Raw genomic sequence first — 19,587 nt, 5'->3', positions numbered from 1 at the left:
AAATTAAATATTAACTATTTAATAAAATATCTATAAATATCATTTCCAGTAACTGCAATAATTAACAAAAGCAGTAAAACAAAGCCGGCAACATCCACTATTGCTTCTTTGTCTTCTGGAATAGGTCTACCAATGATTAATTGAATAATGTTTAATAAAAGCTTTCCGCCATCAAGACCAGGAATTGGAATCAAGTTGACAATTCCCAAGTTGATCGAAATCATAGCTAAAAAGGCCAATAAATACGTAAATCCCATATTTGATACTTGTACAGTTTGTGAATAAATTCCGACAGGTCCAGATAATTTATTTAAACTAAAATGTCTAAACAAATTGCCAACAGCTGTAAAGATCATTCCTGTTGTTTGTACACTAGTATCCCAGCCACGAATTAATTTTTTACCAACTGAATTATCCGGCTTACCATAAAAACCCAACTGGTAGACTTTTTGACCATTAATTTTGCTAGTTTTAGGTTTTATTGAAAAATTTTTAGTCTTATTATCTCTTTCAACAGTAACTTTGACTTTCTTACCTTTTGATGCAGCTAAGTCAGTGGCTATTTGATCAAAACTATTAATTTTATGATTATCAATTGCAACTATTTTGTCGCCACTTTTGATGCCAGCTACTTGAGCTGGATCATTATGAATTGTCTGCCCTACTGTTGTAGTTGCTGGACCAACACTGACTAGCGACCAAATAAGAAACACTACAAATCCCAAAACAATGTTCATAAATGGTCCAGCAAAATTAGTTGCTAGTTTTTTACCAACGCTTGCTTCTTGAAATTGGGTATCGCGAGGAGCAATTAAGAGTTCGGTACCGTTCTTTTCAATAATAGTTGCATCATGTTCAACCTGGTAAGTAACCGGTTTATCTTCTTCACCATTTTGAAAACCACTAATTGTTAAATCATCAACCAGATCGCTTTTACTTACTTGCACAGGAATACCTTCAATCGGCATTTGCGAACCAGACGCATCAATGCGTTTAACTTTACCGTCATCATCCAATTGAACAACGACAGTGGTTCCTGGCTCGATAATAGCTGCATCATCCGGACCTGCTAATCTAACATAGCCACCTAAAGGCAACCAGCGAATAGTATAAGTTGTCTGCTTTTTCATAGTTTGAAAAAGCTTAGGTCCCATACCAATTGAAAACTCTCTAACAAGAATGCCGCATTTTTTGGCTACAATGAAGTGTCCGAATTCATGCACAAAGACTAAAATTCCGAAGACAACAAGAAAGATTAAGATTCCTTTCATCAAGCAGCTCCTATAAAATTCCCATAAATGCTACAACTGGAAGTACCAATAGCATGCTATCGAAACGGTCTAAAATCCCACCATGTCCTGGTAAAATCTTACCCGAATCTTTAACTCCATAAAAGCGTTTATAAGCAGATTCTACTAAGTCTCCCATTTGTCCAACAATTGACAAGAAGAATGCAAGTAAAATCATCAAACCCTGGTTTCTGCCAGTTGGCACTAAATAAACATAGATTGCAGAAAAGATTAAAGCACAAATTACTGCTCCAATTGAACCTTCCCAAGTTTTATTAGGACTGATTACTGGCCATAATTTATGTTTACCGATCTTTCTACCAATCATGTAAGCTCCAATATCAGTAGCCCAAACAACTACAAATACATAGCACAAAATAGCTAAGCCATGACCATCATTAACATTTCTAATAGCTGACATATAGTGAAAACCAGTTCCAATATAAAGTGCAGCTATCGTATAAACGCCCGCATCATCAAAGGTGACTCTGTTTTTAGATAGTACAGTTCTAACTAGTAAAAGCATTACGAAAATATAGAAAATGTCGTATCTATTTAAAAACTTTGGTAAGAAATTAAAGAATTCATTGGGGACAGTCATTGTCAAACCTGCAAGTAGCGTCAATATAAAGTCCCAAGAAACAATAATTTGTTTCTTCATTATAAAAATTTCACTAATAGCTATCGCTGTAAAAAGACATGTTAAAAGATCAATCCAGATACCGCCAGCTAAGACGATCGGAATAAAAAGTATTAATGCAATTACAGCAGTGATTACACGTTGTTTCATAAAATCATCTAATTACTTCTAAATATTAATATTAAACTTTACCAAAGCGTCTTTCTCGCTTCTGATAATCTGCTACCATTTGCCTTAAATCATCTGCATTAAAATCAGGCCATAACTTATCCGTAAACTCAAATTCGCTATAAGCTAATTGCCACAGCAAGAAATTAGATAAACGTTCCTCTCCCGAAGTTCTAATCAATAAATCAGGATCGTCATAAGGCTTCAAACATTCAGTTAATAAATTATCTGAAAGCATTTCTTCATCGATCTGATTTGGATTGAGTTCTCCATTTTGAACACGTTTAGCAATCTTCTTAACTGCATAAACTACTTCAGCTCGCGAGCCATAATTAAAAGCAAAATTCAAAATCATTCCTGTATTGGATGCAGTGTCAGCGATTGCCCTTTGAGTAACTTCATAAGTTTTTTCAGGAAGTTCATCGCTAAAGCCCATAATATTGACTTTGACATTATTTTCCTGAAGTTCTGGCATAAATTTATCAAAAAAATCGATTGGTAATCGCATTAAGTAATTGACCTCCTCGCTAGGACGAGCCCAATTTTCAGTTGAAAAGGCATACAAAGTTAAAACCTTGATGCCTAATCTGTTAGCTTCTAAAGCAATCTTTCTAATATTGTCCATGCCCTGTCTATGACCCATAAAGCGTGGTAAATGGCGTTTTTTGGCCCAACGGCCATTACCATCCATAATAATTGCCAGATGATTTAAAGGTTTATTATCATTACCCATTTCTACTTTTTACCTAGCCTTGAGTAATTTCTTTGCTCTTTTCATCAGCTAATTGATCTACTTTCTTAGTAGACTCATCAGTTACTTTTTGAACTTGCTTTTCTAAGCTTCTTTGTTCATCTTCAGTAATATCACCATTTTTTTCTTGGCGTTTTAAAGTATCCATAGCTTCGCGGCGCACATTTCTGATGGCAATTTTAGCTTGTTCTGCCAATTTACCTACTTGCTTAGCAATTTCTTGGCGACGTTCACCAGTCAATTGGGGAATCACAATTCTAATTACTGTACCATCATTTGCTGGAGTAATACCTAAATCGGATGCCAAAATTGCATGTTCAATATCATCTAAACTTGATTTGTCATAAGGAGTAATCATTAATACTCTTGCTTCTGGAATAGATACACTTGCCATTTGATTTAAAGGGGTTGGTGCTCCATAATATTCAACTTTAATACCATCTAATAAGCTAGCATTTGCTACACCAGCTCGAATACCACCTAAGTCTTTTTGATAAACCGCAATTGATTTATCCATGTTACTTTTTGCTTTATCAATAACTTCGTTAGCCATTATTTACCACCTTTGATTACTGTACCAATATTTTCACCTTGAATAACCTTCTTAATATTGCCAGGTTTATTTACGTTAAAGACAACTAATGGGATGTCATTATCCATTGACAATGAACTTGCAGTTCTATCCATAACCTTAAGGTTCTTAGAAATTAAATCTAATTGGGTTAATTCGGAGAACTTAGTTGCATCGGGATCAACCTTAGGGTCAGCTGAATATACTCCGTCAACACCATTTTTAGCCATTAAAATTACGTCAGCACCAATTTCTGCTGCTCTTAAAGCCGCAGTAGTATCAGTAGAAAAGTATGGGTTACCAGTTCCACCACCAAAGATAACTACTCTGCCTTTCTCAAGGTGACGCATAGCTTTACGACGAATATAAGGTTCAGCAATTTGTCTCATTTCAATAGAAGTTTGAACTCTAGTAGGAACACCTAAGTTTTCCAAACCATCTTGCAAAGCTAAACCATTCATAATAGTTGCAAGCATTCCCATATAATCTGCTTGAGCTCTTTCCATACCCATCTTAGCACCAGTTTCGCCGCGCCACATGTTACCGCCACCGCAGACAATACCGATTTCAACGCCCATGTCGTGAACAGACTTAATTTCTGCTGCTAAATGGCTAATAACTTCAGGATTAATACCAGTTCCTTGTGAGCCGGCAAGTGCTTCTCCGGATACTTTTAGAATTACACGTTTGTACTTTACTTGACTCATAATTGACCTCCTCTATAGCTTTTTCCATTTTACCATAAAGAGTGATAAATAAGGGAAAAAGAAAAAGAGTAGTATCAAAAATACTACTCTTTTTAAAAATCTTAAAAAAGATTACTTCATTTGTTCACGTACTTCAGCAGCAAAGTCTTCTTCCTTCTTTTCGATTCCTTCGCCGACTTCGTAACGTTGGAAGGCAACTAATTTAGCACCATTTTCCTTTAAGAATTGGCCAACAGTCTTGCTGTCATCCATAATGTAGTTTTGTGATAAAACTGCAAATTGCTTATCAACTTGAGTGTTATCGTCAATAAATCTTTGCATTTTACCTGGGATAATCTTGTCCCAAATCTTTTCAGGTTTGCCTTCTTCTTTAAGTTCAGCCTTGATGTCTTCTTTAGCTTTAGCTAAAACCTCATCAGTTAATTGCTTTTCTGAACCATAAACAAGGTGTGGCAACGGCTTCTTGTTAACCAAAGCACGACTTTCGTTATCTTGATCGATCTTGTGGTTCATAACAGCTAATTGTTCAGTAATGAATTCATCATCTAATTCGTCAGGTGAAATAACCTTAGGTGCCATAGCTGCAATGTGCATTGCTAAATGCTTAGCAGTAGCTGCATCTGCGCCTTCCAAAACAGTGATAACACCGATTTGTCCGCCGTTATGTTGGTAAGCACCAAATTCTTGGTCATCAGTCTTTTCTTCTAAAGCGAAACGACGTAAAACGATCTTTTCACCGATAGTAGCAGTTGCATCAACGAAAGCTTGATCTAAAGTAGAACCATCGTCCATCTTTAATTCCTTAGCTGCTTCCATATCAGCTGGTTTACCTTCAGCAATGGTCTTAGTTGCGTCATTTACTAACTTAACGAATTTATCGTTTTGAGAAACAAAGTCAGTTTCTGAGTTAACTTCAGTGATAGCTGCAACATTACCGTTAACGTAAACTCCAGTTAAACCTTCAGCTGCAACACGGTCAGCCTTCTTAGCAGCCTTAGCCATACCTTTATCGCGAAGGTATTGAACTGCCTTGTCCATGTCTCCGTCAACTTCTACCAATGCCTTTTTAGCGTCCATAACGCCAGCACCAGTACGTTCACGCAATTCCTTAACTAATTTAGCAGTAATTTGTGCCATTAATATGTCCTCCTACAGAACTAACAGTGAAAATGAATTAGTCTTGGTCTTCTGATTCTTCAGCTACTTCTTCGATTGACTTTTCGCCATCTTCACTTTCAGCAGCCTTGTCAGCTAATTCTTTTTCAACTGACTTTTCATCGTCTTGACCTTGCTTACCTTCGATAATAGCATCAGCCATAGCACCTGCGATTAAGCGGATTGCACGAATAGCGTCATCGTTTGAAGGGATGATAACATCGATAGGATCTGGATCAGTGTTAGTATCAACCATAGCAACAACTGGAATACCTAAAATGTTAGCTTCGTGAACAGCGATCTTTTCTTTCTTAGGATCAACAACGAACATAACATCTGGAATTCTTGGCATATCTTCGATACCGCCTAAGAATCTTTCAAGCTTGTCCATTTCCTTAGTTAAGACTGCAACTTCCTTCTTTGGTAATACATCGAAAGTGCCATCTTCTGACATTTGCTTTAATTGCTTTAATCTTTGTACACGGCTTTGGATAGTGCTCCAGTTAGTAAGAGTACCACCTAACCAACGTTCGTTAACGTAGTATTGACCTGCACGTGTAGCTTCTTCTTTAATAGCGTCTTGAGCTTGCTTCTTAGTACCAACAAACAAGAATACGCCACCGTCAGCAGCAACTGCCTTAGTGTAGTTGTAAGCGTCGTCTAACATCTTGATAGTCTTTTGTAAATCGATGATGTAGATTCCGTTTCTTTGAGTAAAGATGTAAGGAGCCATCTTTGGATCCCATCTTCTAGTTTGGTGACCGAAGTGGACACCTGCTTCAAGCAATTGCTTCATAGTAACAACTGACATAAATAAATTCCTCCTAATGGTTAATTCCTCTCAAGAGGTCAAATTAAAGTTAGACCGTATAGGCACCGAAACTTTAATCGCTCTTGATGTGATTTTAATGTTGTGCACTTATAAACGCACACTTTGATATTGTAGCAAGCTTTGTTTTCAAATGCAATTAAAATTTAACGTTATGCTCTTTCAAAAACTTTTCTTTCCAAGCACGACTGTGATGTTTAAACCAATACTCTCTTTTTAAAGCCAATCTTTTATCATCAAATTCTTCATAATAAATCATTTTTACTGGTCGACGGGTTTTAGTATATTTAGCACCTTTGCCAGCATTATGCATAGCTAATCGATGCTTTAGATCATTAGTAAACCCACCATAGAAACTACCATCAGCGCATTTTAAGCAGTAAAAATAATATTTATCTTGCGCTAAATGTTTTTCACGATTTTCGGGAGTTTCCTTGATTATTTCCTGGATGTTTTTTTTAAAACTGCCATCTTCATTATGCACTTCAATATCTTTTGCTAAAACTAAGCCATCGCTGCCAGTATTTTTAATAGCTTCTACTAAAACCAAATTTGCATCTTGACCTTTTTTAGCTACAAAAGGTTGGATATACTTAGGGCTTAGATCATTATTTAGACAATAATGAATAATCTCGCTTAATCTTTCTGGACGATGAATCATAAACATTTTTCCCTTCATCTTAAGCATTTGGCTAGAAACTTGAATAATTTGCTCTAAATTTATCGCAATTTCATGGCGCGCAATGGCTTTTTTTTCATCAGGATTTATTACGTGACCTTTTGGCACTTTGAAATACGGCGGATTGACAACTATCATATCGTATTTATCTTTACCTAATTTTTTAGGAGCCTGCAGAGCATTAAAATTATGAACGCTAATTCGATTTTCTAAATGATTTAATTCTACGCTGCGATTTGCTTGATCGGCAATTTCTTTTTGAATTTCAACGCAATCATAATGAGCACGGTTAAAATAAGACATGTATAAACTCACTGCGCCATTTCCACTGCACAAATCTACTATCTTATAATTATCATGGGTTTTATTTTTGGCAAAATAAGCTAAAAAAATACTATCTAACGTTACGCTAAAAGAATCTTTTGCTTGAATTATCTGTCGATCATCGCTATAGATATAGTCAATTCTCTCGTTTGGTTTTAAGACTGCCATTTAAAAACAGCTCCCTTTTATATTTTTAGTGCTGTATAATATTGTACATTAATGTTGGAGGAATATTATGTTTTATAAAATAATACGCCCTATTGCTCGCTTTATTGTTTGGGTATTAAATGGGCACTTACATGTTCACCATAAAGACCGTTTGCCGAAAGGCAATTATGTTTTGGTTGCACCACACCGAACTTGGTGGGAGCCAATTTTATTTGCCCTAGCTGCAAGTCCCATGGAATTTATGTTTATGGCAAAAAAAGAACTTTTTAAAAATCCAATTTTGCGTTTTATTTTAAAACACGCCCACGCTTTCTCGGTAGATCGCGATAATCCCGGACCTTCTGCAATAAAGATTCCAGTTAAAGGTTTGAGAAAGACTGACTTATCTTTGATCATCTTTCCATCAGGAACGAGACATTCTGATGAATTAAAAAGCGGTGCTTTCGTAATTGCCAAAATGGCAAATAAACCATTAGTTCCGGTTGTCTATCAAGGTCCTTTAACTTTTAAAGGGTTACTAAAAAGAAAACCGCTTAATGTCTGCTTTGGCGAGCCAATCACTATTCCAAGAAAAACTAAAGTTGATAAAGACACCGTCGGCCAACTATATGCCGAATTAGAAAAAGCTTGGAACAAAATCGATAAAGAACAAGATCCATCATTTAAATACATCCCTAGATAAAAGATTGTTGGAAGTCGAACAACCTTTTTTTATCGTTTCAATTTATAAGTGTTAAAATTAAGTGTCAAACTTATTTTTAAGGAGTAGAAATATAATGTTAGAAAAACCTTTATATAAAATGATGCTAAGCCATTCATTCAATATCCCGGTAAAAGTTACTTACTGGGACGGCAAATCAGAAGTTTACGGTAATGGAACGCCAGAAGTGGAGGTTATTTTTAACAAGAAGATTCCTTTCAAAGATATCACCAATAACGCTTCTCTAGCGCTCGGCGAAGCATATATGAACAAGGATCTTGAAATTAAAGGCAGCATTCAAAAATTAATTGAATCAGCCTACGAAAGTTCTGAATCATTTATGCGTGCTTCAAAATTCAGAAAGTTCTTGCCTAAACAAAAACACACTGAAAAGCAAAGTCAAGAAGACGTTCAAAGCCACTATGACATCGGTAATGATTTTTATCGTTTATGGCTAGATCCAACTATGACATATTCTTGTGCCTACTTTACTAATGGCAATACCGATGATCTAGAAGCAGCTCAAATTGCTAAAGTTCACCATATTTTACAAAAATTAAATCCAGAAAGAGGCAAAACATTGCTTGATATTGGTTGTGGCTGGGGTACTTTAATGTTAACTGCAGCAAAAGAATATGGCCTTAAAGTCACCGGCGTTACTTTAAGTAAAGAACAATACGAATTAGTAACTAAAAAAATTAATGACATGGGCTTAGAAGATCAAGCAGAAGTCTTACTTGAAGATTACCGTGAATTAGGTGATCGTCAATTTGATTACGTAACTTCTGTTGGGATGTTTGAACATGTTGGTAGCGAAAATCTGGGCGAATACTTTAAAGATGTTGCTAAATACCTTGTACCTAACGGTGTAGCCTTAATTCATGGTATTACCCGTCAGCAAGGCGGTGCCACTAATGCTTGGATTAACAAATACATTTTCCCAGGTGGCTATATTCCTGGCTTAGTTGAAATTATTTCTCGCATTGAAGAAGCCAACTTACAAATTACTGATGTGGAAATGCTTCGTCGCCACTACCAAAGAACTTTGGAAATCTGGGACAAGAACTTCAATGGTGCTCGCCCCACAATTGAAGGTTTAATGGGCGAAAGATTTACTAGAATGTGGGATATGTACTTACAAGCATGTGCTGCATCTTTCCAATCAGGAAACATTGATGTTATTCAATATTTATTGACTAAAGGACCTTCTGGCAAGAACTTGCCAATGACTCGTCAATACATGTTGACTGACAAATAATAAATTTAAAGATCAAAAAAGACCCAATGATTCAGACTGAATCATTGGGTCTTTATTTTTATTCTAATGGAAAAATCTTATCTGGGTTAATTACGCCATTTGGATCAAAGACAGTCTTAATTTTTCTTAATAAGTCAGTATAATCTTTACCATAATAGTCTTCAAACCAATCTTTTCGAGCATAACCAATGCCATGTTCGCCTGACATATTTCCATCTAAAGCCTTGGCAGTATTATATAACTCACCAATAATGTATTTACGCTTTTCATCATATTCTTCATCTGATAAATCGTCTGAGCAAAGATAAATATGAAGATTGCCATCTCCTGCATGACCAAAGTTAGGAATTCTCATGCCCGTATCTTCTTCTAATTCATCAATACGATGCAAAACATCTGGAATCTTATTAATTGGAACGCAAATATCAACTTCATCCATCTTAGGAGTAGATTTTTGAATTGCTAAAAGCAATGCTTCGCGACACTCCCAGATCTTCTTAGCTTCATCTGAGTCGGCATCCAAAACTACCGCATCATATGAATTAAATTCTTTAGTTGCAGCTAAAGCCTGCTCTAGTTCAGCTTTTAATTCGCCATCAGTAAAAGCATCTAAACCTAAAATAATAAAACCGTTGCCTTTTTCAATTGGGAAGTGTTCGTTGTAATATTTTTCCCAAAGACTGATCACTTTTCTTCCCATAAATTCAACAGTTGTTGGCACTACTCCAGAAGCCAAGATTGCTGGCACAGACTTAATTGCGCTATCTAAATCTGAGAAAGGAATAATGGCATTAATTGCCTTTTTAGGACGTGGATAAAGTCTTACAGTAACCTCGGTAACCACGCCTAGCGTACCTTCAGAGCCAATAATTAAATCTTTTAAAGAATATCCTGAAGCTGACTTAACAGCTTTAGCGCCAAATTTATATAGCTTACCATCAGTTAAAACTACAGCTAATTTTCTAATATGTTCACGCGTTACGCCATACTTGATGGCCTTCAAACCTCCAGCATTAGTGTCGACATTACCACCGATCGCTGCCCAGTGCATGGCTGGAGCTGGCATATAGGTAAATGGCTTATCTGCTAAAAATTCTTCGATATCTTTTAACCTAGCGCCCGCTTGAATTGTCATGGTCAAACTTTCAGGATCGTATTCCAAAATCTTATTCATTTTAACCATGTCTAAGCTAATTCCACCTTCGACTGTCAAATTCGCTCCCATTAAGCCAGTAGAATTGCCACGTGGCACAAGTGGAATTTGATGATCGCTAGCGTATTCAACTACTTTTTGTACTTCTTCATTAGTTACTGGTTGAATTACTAAATCTGGCACCGCTCTAACTGTTTTAAACTGATCATGATCCCAGTGACTAGTTGGTTTAGTAATAAAACGTTCCTTATCACTAATGAAAGAACTTAATTTTCCTAAATCTGTTGTATCAATTTTATGGTATATCATATTTGTACCTCAATTTCATTTTTCTATACATAATTAGTTTATGCCATATATGTAAGCGGTGTCAAAATAAAATAGAGAAAGAGCGGCCTTGCAGCCGCTCTAATATACAAATTATTTTTCATTTTTATTATTTTGTAAAGTATAAAGATTATAGTAGTAACCCTTTTTAGCCAGTAGCTGTTCATGTGTACCTTTTTCAATAATGCGTCCCTTATCTAATACAATAATTTGATCCGCATCAACAATAGTTGAAAGTCTGTGAGCAATTGCTAAAGTAGTTCTACCCTGCCTTAATTTCTTCAAGCCCTCTTGAATCAAAGTTTCAGTTTCTGTGTCAACGTTAGCCGTCGCTTCATCCAAAACTAAAATCTTAGGATCAGTAACTAAAGTTCTGGCAAATGAAATTAATTGTCGTTCTCCTTGACTTAGTTCGCTTCCACCTTCAATCACTTTGGCGTGATACTTATCAGGCATTTTTTCAATAAATTCATCAGCTTGCACAGCCTTTGCAGCTTCTTTAACTTGACTGTCGGTAATTTTATCATTGTAAAGTCTGATATTTGAAGCAATGTCGCCATAAAACATGAATGGTTCTTGCAATACCAACCCAAGTTTTTTACGAAGCTCTTCTTTAGGATATTTTTTAATATCAACGCCGTCAATTAGAATTTGTCCCTTATGAAATTCATAAAAACGCATCATAACGTTGATAATTGAACTCTTTCCAGAACCAGTGTGACCTACAATTCCTAAAGTCTCGCCAGGATTCACTGTAAAGTTAATATCATGCAGAATTTCATGTTTTCCATCATATGAAAAGCTAACATGCTTAAATTCGATTTTACCCTTAGAAATTGTTAGGCCTTTTACTGCATCTTGTTTTGGTTCATATTCGGTATTATCCAAAATAGCAAAGATTCTTTTTCCTGCAACAATACCATCTTGAAAAAGCGTCATTTGATCCATCAAAGTAGCAATCGGATTAAATAATTGTGAAATATATTGCGAGAATGCATAAACCACTCCAGCTGGTACAAAAGTTTCTTGCAATGGAAAACCAAAATACATTAAAGCCACAGCTAATGCCAGTGAATATAGCATACTCGTTAAAGGAGAAAGCAGGAGCGAATTCATTTTAATCATGTTAAAACGAGTTTGCATTAAACCGCCATTTTCGTCCTCAAATAAATCAGTCATCCGGCCTTGCTGACTGAATTGCTGAATAACAGAAACTCCTTCAATTGATTCATTTAAATTAGTATTGATTCTACTTAATTGCTCACGATAATTACGATAGAGTTTTGAACTCATTTTTGAATATAATGCCATAATCAAAAACATTATAGGTAAAAAAATGAGCATCAGCCAACCTGCAACAGTATTTGTCGCAAACATTGCTACTAAAGCCGTAATGACTGAGAAAATAGCCATAATTGTGCTATTTAAAACCGTTAAAAAGTTACTCAAAGTCATCGTATCGTTAGTAACTCGAGAAACAATGGAACCAGCTGGAGTTTGATCGAAATACCGCATCCCTAATTTATGAAGCTTGCGATATAGCTTCTTTCTTACTTTTTCTAGCGAATACTCTGCTCCAACAGCAAAGTAATATTCATAAACAAACTGCAAAATCGCCTTTAGCAAAGATCCTAATGCATATAAAAAGCCTGCATAAAGGATGATTTGTACCGTGATACTCTGCTTAAGCAAAAAGTGATCTAAGAAATATTGCAAGCCATAAGGCAAAAGCATGTTAATGACACTTACAAAAAATGCTCCAAAAATGGCAACCAAAATTTGATATTTATAAGCCATGAAAAACGTCAATAATCGTTTGAAAATATGCCACTGCTCTTTCATCGGAATAGCTTGCGACCACACAGATTGTGTCTTTTCTTCATCATTCATTATTGCTTTCACCTACCTTATCTTCTAGTTCTTGACGCTGCCACATATCGGCATACCAACCATTTTCTGCTAATAATTCATTATGTGTACCGCGTTCAATTACTTGTCCGTTTTTCAAAACCAAAATCATATCTGCATTTTTAACCGAAGTTAAACGGTGCGTCGCAATGATAGTTGTTTTATCTTGCCGTTCTTTTCTTAGCGAAGATAAAATCTCTGATTCCGTTTTAGCGTCAACAGCTGACAACGCATCATCCAAAATCAAAATTTGACTTTGTTTTAAAAGCGCTCTAGCGATGGAAATACGCTGTCTTTGACCACCAGACAGAGATACTCCGTTTTCTCCAACTAAGGTGTTGTAAGAACGTGGCATTTGTAAGATATCGTTATGCAAATCGCTTTTTTTAGCAACTTCGATAATTTGACTATTTTCAGCATCCGCATTAGAAAACGAGATATTCTTTTGAATACTGGTTGAAAATAAATAATTATTCTGTGGCACGTATGAAATCTGGCGCAATAACGAATTCAAAGGAATATTTCTAATATCATGTCCATTAAGCGAAATTTCTCCGTCATATTGGTCAAATTCACGCAAAAGCAGTTGAATAATCGTAGTTTTCCCAGATCCCACGCGTCCAACTAAGCCTAAAGTTTGACCTGGTTTAAGCAAGAACTTGACGTTTTTTAAAACCGCAACGCTTTTTTCATCAGGATATGCAAAGCGTTTAATATCAAAATCCAAGTTTCCTCTTAAATCCTTGGCCGTTAAAGAATTATCAGCATGTTTGTCAGTAATTAAAGACTTTTCGTTTAATAGTTTTTCAACACGATCGTAACTAGCACTACCACGTTCCAGAATATTAAATAAATAACCAATTGCAAACATTGGCCAAACCATATTACCAATATAAGCAACAAAGGACACTAATTGTCCAACTGATAAAACCTTGTTGGTTACTAACAAACTACCGTAAATAATTGTGATCGTATAAGTTAAACCAATAATTATAGTTCCTAATGGATCAAACAAACAGTTCCAGACAAAAACGCGTTTATTGATTTTAATTGTTTGATCAACCATCTTATCAAAAGAAGCTGTATCTTCTTTTCCTTGACCAAAAGTCTTTAAAACTTTGATACCTGAAACTGATTCTTGCGTTTTATTATTTAATCTTGAAAAGGCTGCTTGAGATTTATCAAAGGCGTCATGCAGGCGATCTCCCAATTTTTTAGCATCCCAGGCTAAAAATGGCAAAGGTAAAAGCGCAATAATCGTTAAGCGAAAATCGACAAAGACGATCATAGCAATCATTGTCGAAAGTCCCATAACAAGCGAATCGACTAAGGTTAAAACCCCATCTCCTGCCACATTTTGAATAGCCGAAACATCGTTTGTGGCGTGAGCCATCAAATCTCCTGTTCTATGCCTTTGATAAAAAGTGCGATCCATATCCATAAAGTGGCTATAGAGCTTTGAACGAATCTGCCTTTCTAGCTGAGCAGCACCACCCCATATCTGCTTACGCCAAAAATATCGCAAAATATACAAAACAATAGCTGTCGCAATCACAGCCAAAATTAACATTCCATATTGACCCCAACTTATTTTGCCTTTATCGAGTTGATCAGCCATTAAGCCCAACACTCTTGGTGGCACTAAGTTAGCAAAAGAAGTTAATGCTAAAAAGGTAATTCCTATGATATAGCGTTTTTTCTCTTTCTTGAAAAACCAACCTAGTTTTTTAAAAATTCCCATATCTTTTCCTCAAAGTAAAAAACAAAAATGATAAAAGAAAGGAAGGCGAAGATAATACCTGCCTTCCTTACATTCTTTAAAATTAGTGATGAGATAGAATTTACTTATTTTGCTGGTGTTTCATCATGTTCATAACTTGATTTAACTTCTTAGCAGATGGCTTTTGACCCATTTGTGACATCATAGCAGCAATCATATCTTCACTAATTGGAGGATTGTCTTTAAAATACTTCTTCATATAAGCACGTGCACCATAAAAGCCTCCGATAAGACCAATTAAAAGTGCGATGACAATCAAAAATATTGCTAATCCTAAATTCATTATTTGAAAACCTCCAATTTTGTATCAAGTAAATTCTACTAAAAAACCACTTCTTTTTAAAGTCTATTTTCTAATCTTTTCTTAAACCTTTTCTTCTTTGAGCTTCTTTTGCTTTTTCAGAAGTAACTTCTTTACCATCTTTATCGATCACAACTGTATCTTCAAGTTGTTGTCTAAATCCAGCTCTGAAGTTCTCCAAAAATGCTGCTCTCAGTTTTTTTCTTTCTTCTAGTTCTTCTGGAGTTAATTCTCTTTCTTGACTTAGATGATAAAGTTCATTGATTCGTTTGATTACTTTTTCTTCTTCTTTCTTGTCCATAATTAAACACCTCACTATACATCACTAGTCTACCTTAGTTATTTAAAGAAAAAAAGCGCTAGCACTTAAATTTTTTAGAACATTTGTTTGTTAATCTGGCTGGAATTTGCTAGAATATAGATAAGAATTAAATGGAGATAAATTATGACTGAAACACACGAATCCAAACAATTAGAAATTTTAAGATACATCTACGAGACGGTTGAAGATCGCGGTTTTCCCCCAACTGTTCGTGAGATTTGTAGCGCAGTTAACTTATCGTCTACCTCTACGGTACACGGTCATTTAGCACGTTTAGAGCGTAAAGGTCTAATTTTAAAAGATGCCACTAAACCTCGAGCAATTGAAGTTACACGCGAAGGATTGAATGCTTTAGACATTAAGCCTAAAGATATTCCAGTAGTAGGTGTGGTTACTGCGGGACAACCTATTTTGGCAGTCGAAGATGTTGAAGACTACTTCCCGCTGCCCCCTGATTTAGCTAGTGATGCAGGCGATTTATTTATGTTAAAAGTTCATGGAACTTCCATGATTAATGCCGGGATTTTAGATGGCGACAATGTTATTGTTCGTAAGCAATCTAGTGCGACAAATGGTGAAATCGTCGTAGCAATGACTGAAGAAAATGAAGCCACTGTCAAGCGCTTTTACAAAGAAAAAGACCATTACCGACTACAACCGGAAAATGATACCATGGCGCCAATTATTTTAAATGAAGTTCATATCTTAGGAAAAGTTGTTGGACTTTATCGTAACAATATCGATTAATAAAAAATGCAGGTTCAAAAGAACCTGCATTTTTATTTTTCTAAAATCACTTCATGCTTGAAACCATCTTAAATGCTGTATCTAAGCTGTGTGCCCTAAGTTGGTAAACATGCCCATTTTCTTTCCAAGTAATTACATTTTCAAGCGAGCCATAAGAATATCCAACCTGGATTCTCATTGAACCGTGAGTTTGAGTTTCTGGCAATTTATACTTTTTAGCAAGTTGTACAACTTGCTTAGCAGTTGGCAAAGGATTTTGCTCAGCTAAAGCATTAGCATGAACAGTAAATGACCACTTTCCTTGAACCCAGTTCAAATAAGTTTGTCCGGCACCACTTTGCTGAGTGGCTGTAACATCAGTATCAACTTTTACTTGTGGTAAGCCTTGTTCATCAGCTTGGAAATTAATCAAATCGTCAGCTTGACTATCATTTAAGTTAGTCATTTCGCTCAAGACTGCAAATGGCAATTCTTTCTTAACAGCTGGATTATTAAAGCTTAAAGCATTATTTCCTACGCTATAGTAAATATCATTTTCGCCATTTGAGATGCTATAGCGAACATTTAATTTATCTGATCCTTGTCCTAAGCCATCATTTTGCGGCAAGAGCGTTTTTGGAAATACCTTCTTCAATTGGCGGTTCATTTGCGTTAAACGGCTTACTTGAGGAGCTTGGCTTTGACTATGAGATTGCTCTTGCTTTTTATTAGTCTTAACGCTCGTTTTTGATTTTTGAACTTGACTAGACTTGCTTGATTGCGAGCTAGTTGATGTATTTGAACTTGAGTTATTTTGACAAGCAACAGTAAACATAGCAGTCGCAATTATTAAAGCTGCTAGACCACATCTCTTTTTCATAATTTTACCTCCATAATTATCATCTACTTATAGATTATCATGAAAATGATTTCATTAATATTAATTAAGATAATCTTTTATATTTAACCAATCACTTTTTATTGTTTCAGTTAACTTTCGATTATAAAAAACTGCGGCAGGATGATACATCGGAATCACAGTATATTTTTCTTTTGACCAAACGTAGCCATCTTCATTTTGATTCAATTGCAAAATTGGCGTATCTTTAATTGCTTTACCGTGCCAGTCAGAAATAGCATATTTTTTACCTAATAAACGCATCAGGGCGGTAGTCCCAACTGTGACTATTATTTTAGGCTTGGCATAGGAAATTTCATAGTCTAAAAAGGGTGCATGGGCCAAAACTTCTTTTTGCGTTGGCTTTCGATTAGGATATTTGGTTACTTCTTTGTTTTCTTTTTTAGAGAAAACTTTCCTAATATTATATGGTCTGCTACGCACAGCTGACGTAATATAGACGTCTGATCTTTTCAAACCAATTGAAGCAAGTGACTTCATTAACTCTTTGCCGCTAGCTCCATGAAAGGGAATATGCGATTCAATTTCTTCGCGTCCTGGAGCTTCGCCAACGATCATTAAAGCAGGATTTTTAGGACCCGCTCCCTCATTTATACCTTCTAATTTGAATCCAGCTGAACTTTTATTTACTTTATCAATTAAATCTTTAGGATATTTCATTTTTGATCAATATACTCATTTGCTTGTTTTAACATGCACATCTTACCATGACCTTGTAAGTATTCAGATGCTTGGTCAAAGCTTACCCATTTGAAATCTTTGATTTCTTCTTTTTGCGTTTTAACTTCTTGCTTTTGAGCAAAAGCTAAAAATAAAGTAACTTCTTTTTCATTACCATTTGGAATTACATATTGAGTTTGAGCAGAAAAATTAAAGTCAAATTCTGGCGTTAAGCCTACTTCTTCTAATACTTCTCTTTGAGCTGCTGTTTGCGCATTCTCACCAGCTTCAATATGACCTTTGGCAAAGCCCCAGTTATTGTTGACAATACTTTGTACAATTAAAAATTCTCGTTCGCCATTATTTTCGCGATAAATAATAGCACCTGCTGAATATTCTTTAGCCATTTTTAAGCACTTCCTTTAACTCATTTTCAAATTGTGGTAGCCAAATATCGCGAAACTCACGTCTAGTTGGCTGACTAGATATTGCTTTATCAGATGAAAAATCTATGACAGAAATTCTCTTCTTTTGTTCTAATTGTAAAACTTTTTCAGCTAGCTGCGCATGCTTTTTAGCATTATTTTTATAATTCAAATAAACAATAATCGGACATCTCCAAAGCAATTCCGTTTGAGAAATCAAATACTCTAAAGCACCAATGATAGTTTGCGTATCATAATGCTTATCGCTTATGTCACCTAAAGCAATATTTTCATCTAAATCTTTATTACTAATTTCGATTACTAAAACTTCTGGATCATAAAATTTCAAATCTTTTTGAAAGCGAGAAATATAAGAATCGCCCTTTTGAAAACTATCTTGATGCGTTAAAAAGGTATTATTTTCAACATCTTTGATGCCAATTAAGCCATCTTTTTGCCATAAATAATCTACAAAACTTTCTCCCAAACTGCTCAAGCCATAAGTTAAATTGCTACCTAAAAATAAGGCAGTCTTGTCAGTCAAAATATTTGCTGTAAAATCAACTGATTTTAAGCTGAACTCCTTGCTATTGCCTGCTCTTTTAGCTTGATCAAAATAATATTGAGCAAAATTAGGATGTAGCTTCAAATCTTGACTAATTTCTTGACGAGCAATGTCTGAAATCTCATTTTGTTTTTCCAATAAATCTAAAAAGATGCCTTTCTTCAAATTACTTTCTCCAATATTAAGAATTAAATTGTACGTGATAAATTCGATTTTTCAACGTAGTTAGGTCGCTATCACGATGATAAGCTACAGTTAAATACAAGTCATTTTTCCCTAAAACTTGTACATCTTCAAATTCAGTCACGTACCCTAAACAATCAAGAGCAATATTATGATCTAAATTTAAAACTTGCCAGTTACTTAAATTATCTTCGCCCCAAGGAATTTTTACGATTTGACGAGGTTTGCCTTGTTTAGTCATCCCGAGCCAATTTTTACTTGGACTTAGCTGACTAGAAATATAAATATTTGCGTCATTATCGATCCCATAGCCTTGAACCGACTTAATCCCATTTATATTAAAATTAGCAATTGTGAAAGCCTTTAAGCATTCAATGTTTTGAATATTGACATCGCTACTACTTGCCTCTGCTGCATCCAAGGCTTGATTAATATCTTTTAGATTATACAAGGCAAAGTGACCAATATGATCAAAGTCGATACTGGCAATTAAAAACAATTCATAATTAGGAGAAATTGCAGCTTCTAGTCGCTGTAAGTTTTTACCTGGATAAACTACAGAATTATCAGCACCATATCCTGCTCGGTTTAAATAAGATAAACGCACCATTTGGGTATTTGTTTGATATTGCGCGTTTGAATTTTGCGGAATCGTTACCCGTGCAATCTGGGTATCCCAAAAGATTGAACCGGATTTTTTAGGTTTAGTGCCAACAAAATATTGATCAGCCCTACCTGAAAACAATAATGTCTGGGTGTGACCACCGGCCAAGTTAGGCTTCGTTGCACCTTTTAGAAAAAGATTGGGCATGCTTTCGTCAAAATAAATTTCACTACCTGTGATAGGCGCGCAAAAGACAGCAGTGTTGGTTTGTTTATTAAGCAGCTGCAAAGCTAGAACCTGATTTTGCGTTACAAAACTTGCTTGCACCACTACATGATGAAGTCCATTTAATTCGTATAAAAACGTGACTTTCCCATCAGCTTCAATCATCTAACCACCCTTTCTACTTTTCTTACTTACTTCAATTCTACCTTTTATCAGCTACTTTATTAAGAAAAAAAGCATCTCGCAAGAG

Annotated in this window: 21 protein-coding genes; 3 read left to right on the top strand and 18 right to left on the bottom strand. The window is 35.5% G+C overall.

The window, feature by feature from the left end:
• Positions 1-14: 14 nt before the first annotated feature.
• The 8 genes from rseP to BN55_RS00775 form a co-directional block, all read right to left on the bottom strand.
• Positions 15-1,271: an RIP metalloprotease RseP gene (gene rseP, locus BN55_RS00810; RefSeq protein WP_008469638.1), complete on the bottom strand. Its 1,257-nt coding sequence runs from the start codon at positions 1,269-1,271 to the stop codon at positions 15-17.
• A gap of 10 nt (positions 1,272-1,281) precedes the next feature.
• Positions 1,282-2,079 carry a phosphatidate cytidylyltransferase gene (locus BN55_RS00805; protein WP_008469637.1) on the bottom strand — a complete coding sequence of 266 codons (798 nt, stop codon included), beginning with the start codon at positions 2,077-2,079 and terminating at the stop codon, positions 1,282-1,284.
• Positions 2,080-2,110: 31 nt separating this feature from the next.
• Positions 2,111-2,830: an isoprenyl transferase gene (locus BN55_RS00800; RefSeq protein WP_008469636.1), complete on the bottom strand. Its 720-nt coding sequence runs from the start codon at positions 2,828-2,830 to the stop codon at positions 2,111-2,113.
• 13 nt (positions 2,831-2,843) lie between these two features.
• A complete protein-coding gene (frr, locus tag BN55_RS00795) occupies positions 2,844-3,401 on the bottom strand; it encodes a ribosome recycling factor (protein WP_008469635.1) in 558 nt (185 codons plus the stop codon).
• The gene (gene pyrH / locus BN55_RS00790; RefSeq protein ID WP_008469634.1) at positions 3,401-4,126 is read right to left on the bottom strand and encodes a UMP kinase; all 726 of its coding nucleotides are present in this window, start codon (positions 4,124-4,126) and stop codon (positions 3,401-3,403) included. The genes frr and pyrH overlap by 1 nt, the downstream gene beginning before the upstream one ends.
• A gap of 111 nt (positions 4,127-4,237) precedes the next feature.
• Positions 4,238-5,263 (bottom strand): translation elongation factor Ts, encoded by a 1,026-nt coding sequence (tsf, locus tag BN55_RS00785; RefSeq protein WP_008469632.1) that lies wholly within the window; start codon positions 5,261-5,263, stop codon positions 4,238-4,240.
• A gap of 37 nt (positions 5,264-5,300) precedes the next feature.
• The gene (gene rpsB / locus BN55_RS00780) at positions 5,301-6,092 is read right to left on the bottom strand and encodes a 30S ribosomal protein S2 (RefSeq protein WP_008469630.1); all 792 of its coding nucleotides are present in this window, start codon (positions 6,090-6,092) and stop codon (positions 5,301-5,303) included.
• 157 nt (positions 6,093-6,249) lie between these two features.
• Positions 6,250-7,281: a GIY-YIG nuclease family protein gene (locus BN55_RS00775; protein ID WP_008469629.1), complete on the bottom strand. Its 1,032-nt coding sequence runs from the start codon at positions 7,279-7,281 to the stop codon at positions 6,250-6,252.
• Positions 7,282-7,348: 67 nt separating this feature from the next.
• Between BN55_RS00775 and BN55_RS00770 the strand changes: the two genes are divergently transcribed.
• The gene (locus tag BN55_RS00770) at positions 7,349-7,963 is read left to right on the top strand and encodes a lysophospholipid acyltransferase family protein (RefSeq protein ID WP_008469627.1); all 615 of its coding nucleotides are present in this window, start codon (positions 7,349-7,351) and stop codon (positions 7,961-7,963) included.
• Between the two features lie 94 nt (positions 7,964-8,057).
• The gene (locus BN55_RS00765; RefSeq protein ID WP_008469626.1) at positions 8,058-9,239 is read left to right on the top strand and encodes an SAM-dependent methyltransferase; all 1,182 of its coding nucleotides are present in this window, start codon (positions 8,058-8,060) and stop codon (positions 9,237-9,239) included.
• A gap of 58 nt (positions 9,240-9,297) precedes the next feature.
• Here BN55_RS00765 and BN55_RS00760 read toward each other — a convergent pair whose 3' ends face one another.
• The 5 genes from BN55_RS00760 to BN55_RS00740 all read right to left on the bottom strand — a co-directional run bounded on the left by BN55_RS00760 (position 9,298) and on the right by BN55_RS00740 (position 15,009).
• Positions 9,298-10,701: an FAD-binding oxidoreductase gene (locus BN55_RS00760; RefSeq protein ID WP_008469625.1), complete on the bottom strand. Its 1,404-nt coding sequence runs from the start codon at positions 10,699-10,701 to the stop codon at positions 9,298-9,300.
• 111 nt (positions 10,702-10,812) lie between these two features.
• A complete protein-coding gene (locus BN55_RS00755; protein WP_008469624.1) occupies positions 10,813-12,609 on the bottom strand; it encodes an ABC transporter ATP-binding protein in 1,797 nt (598 codons plus the stop codon).
• Positions 12,602-14,368 (bottom strand): ABC transporter ATP-binding protein, encoded by a 1,767-nt coding sequence (locus BN55_RS00750; protein WP_008469623.1) that lies wholly within the window; start codon positions 14,366-14,368, stop codon positions 12,602-12,604. The genes BN55_RS00755 and BN55_RS00750 overlap by 8 nt, the downstream gene beginning before the upstream one ends.
• 100 nt (positions 14,369-14,468) lie before the next feature.
• Positions 14,469-14,690: a YneF family protein gene (locus BN55_RS00745; protein ID WP_008469622.1), complete on the bottom strand. Its 222-nt coding sequence runs from the start codon at positions 14,688-14,690 to the stop codon at positions 14,469-14,471.
• A gap of 70 nt (positions 14,691-14,760) precedes the next feature.
• Positions 14,761-15,009: a DUF896 domain-containing protein gene (locus tag BN55_RS00740; protein ID WP_008469620.1), complete on the bottom strand. Its 249-nt coding sequence runs from the start codon at positions 15,007-15,009 to the stop codon at positions 14,761-14,763.
• 144 nt (positions 15,010-15,153) lie between these two features.
• On the opposite strand from BN55_RS00740, the gene lexA reads away from it, so the two are divergent.
• Entirely contained in the window at positions 15,154-15,777 is a 624-nt protein-coding gene (lexA, locus tag BN55_RS00735; protein ID WP_008469619.1) for a transcriptional repressor LexA, read from the top strand.
• 46 nt (positions 15,778-15,823) lie between these two features.
• On the opposite strand, the gene BN55_RS00730 is transcribed toward lexA, so the two are convergent.
• From BN55_RS00730 to BN55_RS00710, 5 genes are read right to left on the bottom strand one after another with little or no spacing between them, the layout of a single operon-like run.
• On the bottom strand, positions 15,824-16,636 hold the full coding sequence (locus BN55_RS00730) for a hypothetical protein (protein WP_008469618.1): 813 nt from the start codon (positions 16,634-16,636) through the stop codon (positions 15,824-15,826).
• A 60-nt stretch (positions 16,637-16,696) separates the two neighbouring features.
• Complete coding sequence (locus tag BN55_RS00725) at positions 16,697-17,335, bottom strand: uracil-DNA glycosylase (RefSeq protein ID WP_008469615.1); 639 nt, start codon at positions 17,333-17,335, stop codon at positions 16,697-16,699.
• Positions 17,332-17,742 (bottom strand): bis(5'-nucleosyl)-tetraphosphatase, encoded by a 411-nt coding sequence (locus tag BN55_RS00720; RefSeq protein WP_008469614.1) that lies wholly within the window; start codon positions 17,740-17,742, stop codon positions 17,332-17,334. The genes BN55_RS00725 and BN55_RS00720 overlap by 4 nt, the downstream gene beginning before the upstream one ends.
• Positions 17,735-18,490, bottom strand: a complete 756-nt coding sequence (locus BN55_RS00715; protein ID WP_008469613.1) for a hypothetical protein — start codon at positions 18,488-18,490, stop codon at positions 17,735-17,737. The genes BN55_RS00720 and BN55_RS00715 overlap by 8 nt, the downstream gene beginning before the upstream one ends.
• Before the next feature lie 16 nt (positions 18,491-18,506).
• Positions 18,507-19,502, bottom strand: a complete 996-nt coding sequence (locus tag BN55_RS00710) for a class III bacteriocin (protein WP_008469612.1) — start codon at positions 19,500-19,502, stop codon at positions 18,507-18,509.
• Positions 19,503-19,587: the final 85 nt, after the last annotated feature.

The organism is Lactobacillus hominis DSM 23910 = CRBIP 24.179, assembly GCF_000296835.1.
GTDB classification, from domain to species: domain Bacteria; phylum Bacillota; class Bacilli; order Lactobacillales; family Lactobacillaceae; genus Lactobacillus; species Lactobacillus hominis.
This window is presented reverse-complemented; position numbering and strand designations above follow the sequence as displayed.

Bases quoted from the DNA above. Each gene is read 5' to 3' on its own strand.
- BN55_RS00775 (WP_008469629.1), bottom strand. From the start codon at position 7,281: ATGGCAGTCTTAAAACCAAACGAGAGAATTGACTATATCTATAGCGAT.
- BN55_RS00740 (WP_008469620.1), bottom strand. From the start codon at position 15,009: ATGGACAAGAAAGAAGAAGAAAAAGTAATCAAACGAATCAATGAACTT.
- BN55_RS00800 (WP_008469636.1), bottom strand. From the start codon at position 2,830: ATGGGTAATGATAATAAACCTTTAAATCATCTGGCAATTATTATGGAT.
- lexA (WP_008469619.1), top strand. From the start codon at position 15,154: ATGACTGAAACACACGAATCCAAACAATTAGAAATTTTAAGATACATC.
- BN55_RS00805 (WP_008469637.1), bottom strand. From the start codon at position 2,079: ATGAAACAACGTGTAATCACTGCTGTAATTGCATTAATACTTTTTATT.
- rpsB (WP_008469630.1), bottom strand. From the start codon at position 6,092: ATGTCAGTTGTTACTATGAAGCAATTGCTTGAAGCAGGTGTCCACTTC.
- BN55_RS00750 (WP_008469623.1), bottom strand. From the start codon at position 14,368: ATGGGAATTTTTAAAAAACTAGGTTGGTTTTTCAAGAAAGAGAAAAAA.
- BN55_RS00710 (WP_008469612.1), bottom strand. From the start codon at position 19,502: ATGATTGAAGCTGATGGGAAAGTCACGTTTTTATACGAATTAAATGGA.
- BN55_RS00745 (WP_008469622.1), bottom strand. From the start codon at position 14,690: ATGAATTTAGGATTAGCAATATTTTTGATTGTCATCGCACTTTTAATT.
- BN55_RS00770 (WP_008469627.1), top strand. From the start codon at position 7,349: ATGTTTTATAAAATAATACGCCCTATTGCTCGCTTTATTGTTTGGGTA.
- frr (WP_008469635.1), bottom strand. From the start codon at position 3,401: ATGGCTAACGAAGTTATTGATAAAGCAAAAAGTAACATGGATAAATCA.
- BN55_RS00755 (WP_008469624.1), bottom strand. From the start codon at position 12,609: ATGAATGATGAAGAAAAGACACAATCTGTGTGGTCGCAAGCTATTCCG.
- BN55_RS00725 (WP_008469615.1), bottom strand. From the start codon at position 17,335: ATGAAATATCCTAAAGATTTAATTGATAAAGTAAATAAAAGTTCAGCT.
- BN55_RS00760 (WP_008469625.1), bottom strand. From the start codon at position 10,701: ATGATATACCATAAAATTGATACAACAGATTTAGGAAAATTAAGTTCT.
- tsf (WP_008469632.1), bottom strand. From the start codon at position 5,263: ATGGCACAAATTACTGCTAAATTAGTTAAGGAATTGCGTGAACGTACT.
- BN55_RS00720 (WP_008469614.1), bottom strand. From the start codon at position 17,742: ATGGCTAAAGAATATTCAGCAGGTGCTATTATTTATCGCGAAAATAAT.
- BN55_RS00730 (WP_008469618.1), bottom strand. From the start codon at position 16,636: ATGAAAAAGAGATGTGGTCTAGCAGCTTTAATAATTGCGACTGCTATG.
- rseP (WP_008469638.1), bottom strand. From the start codon at position 1,271: ATGAAAGGAATCTTAATCTTTCTTGTTGTCTTCGGAATTTTAGTCTTT.
- pyrH (WP_008469634.1), bottom strand. From the start codon at position 4,126: ATGAGTCAAGTAAAGTACAAACGTGTAATTCTAAAAGTATCCGGAGAA.
- BN55_RS00765 (WP_008469626.1), top strand. From the start codon at position 8,058: ATGTTAGAAAAACCTTTATATAAAATGATGCTAAGCCATTCATTCAAT.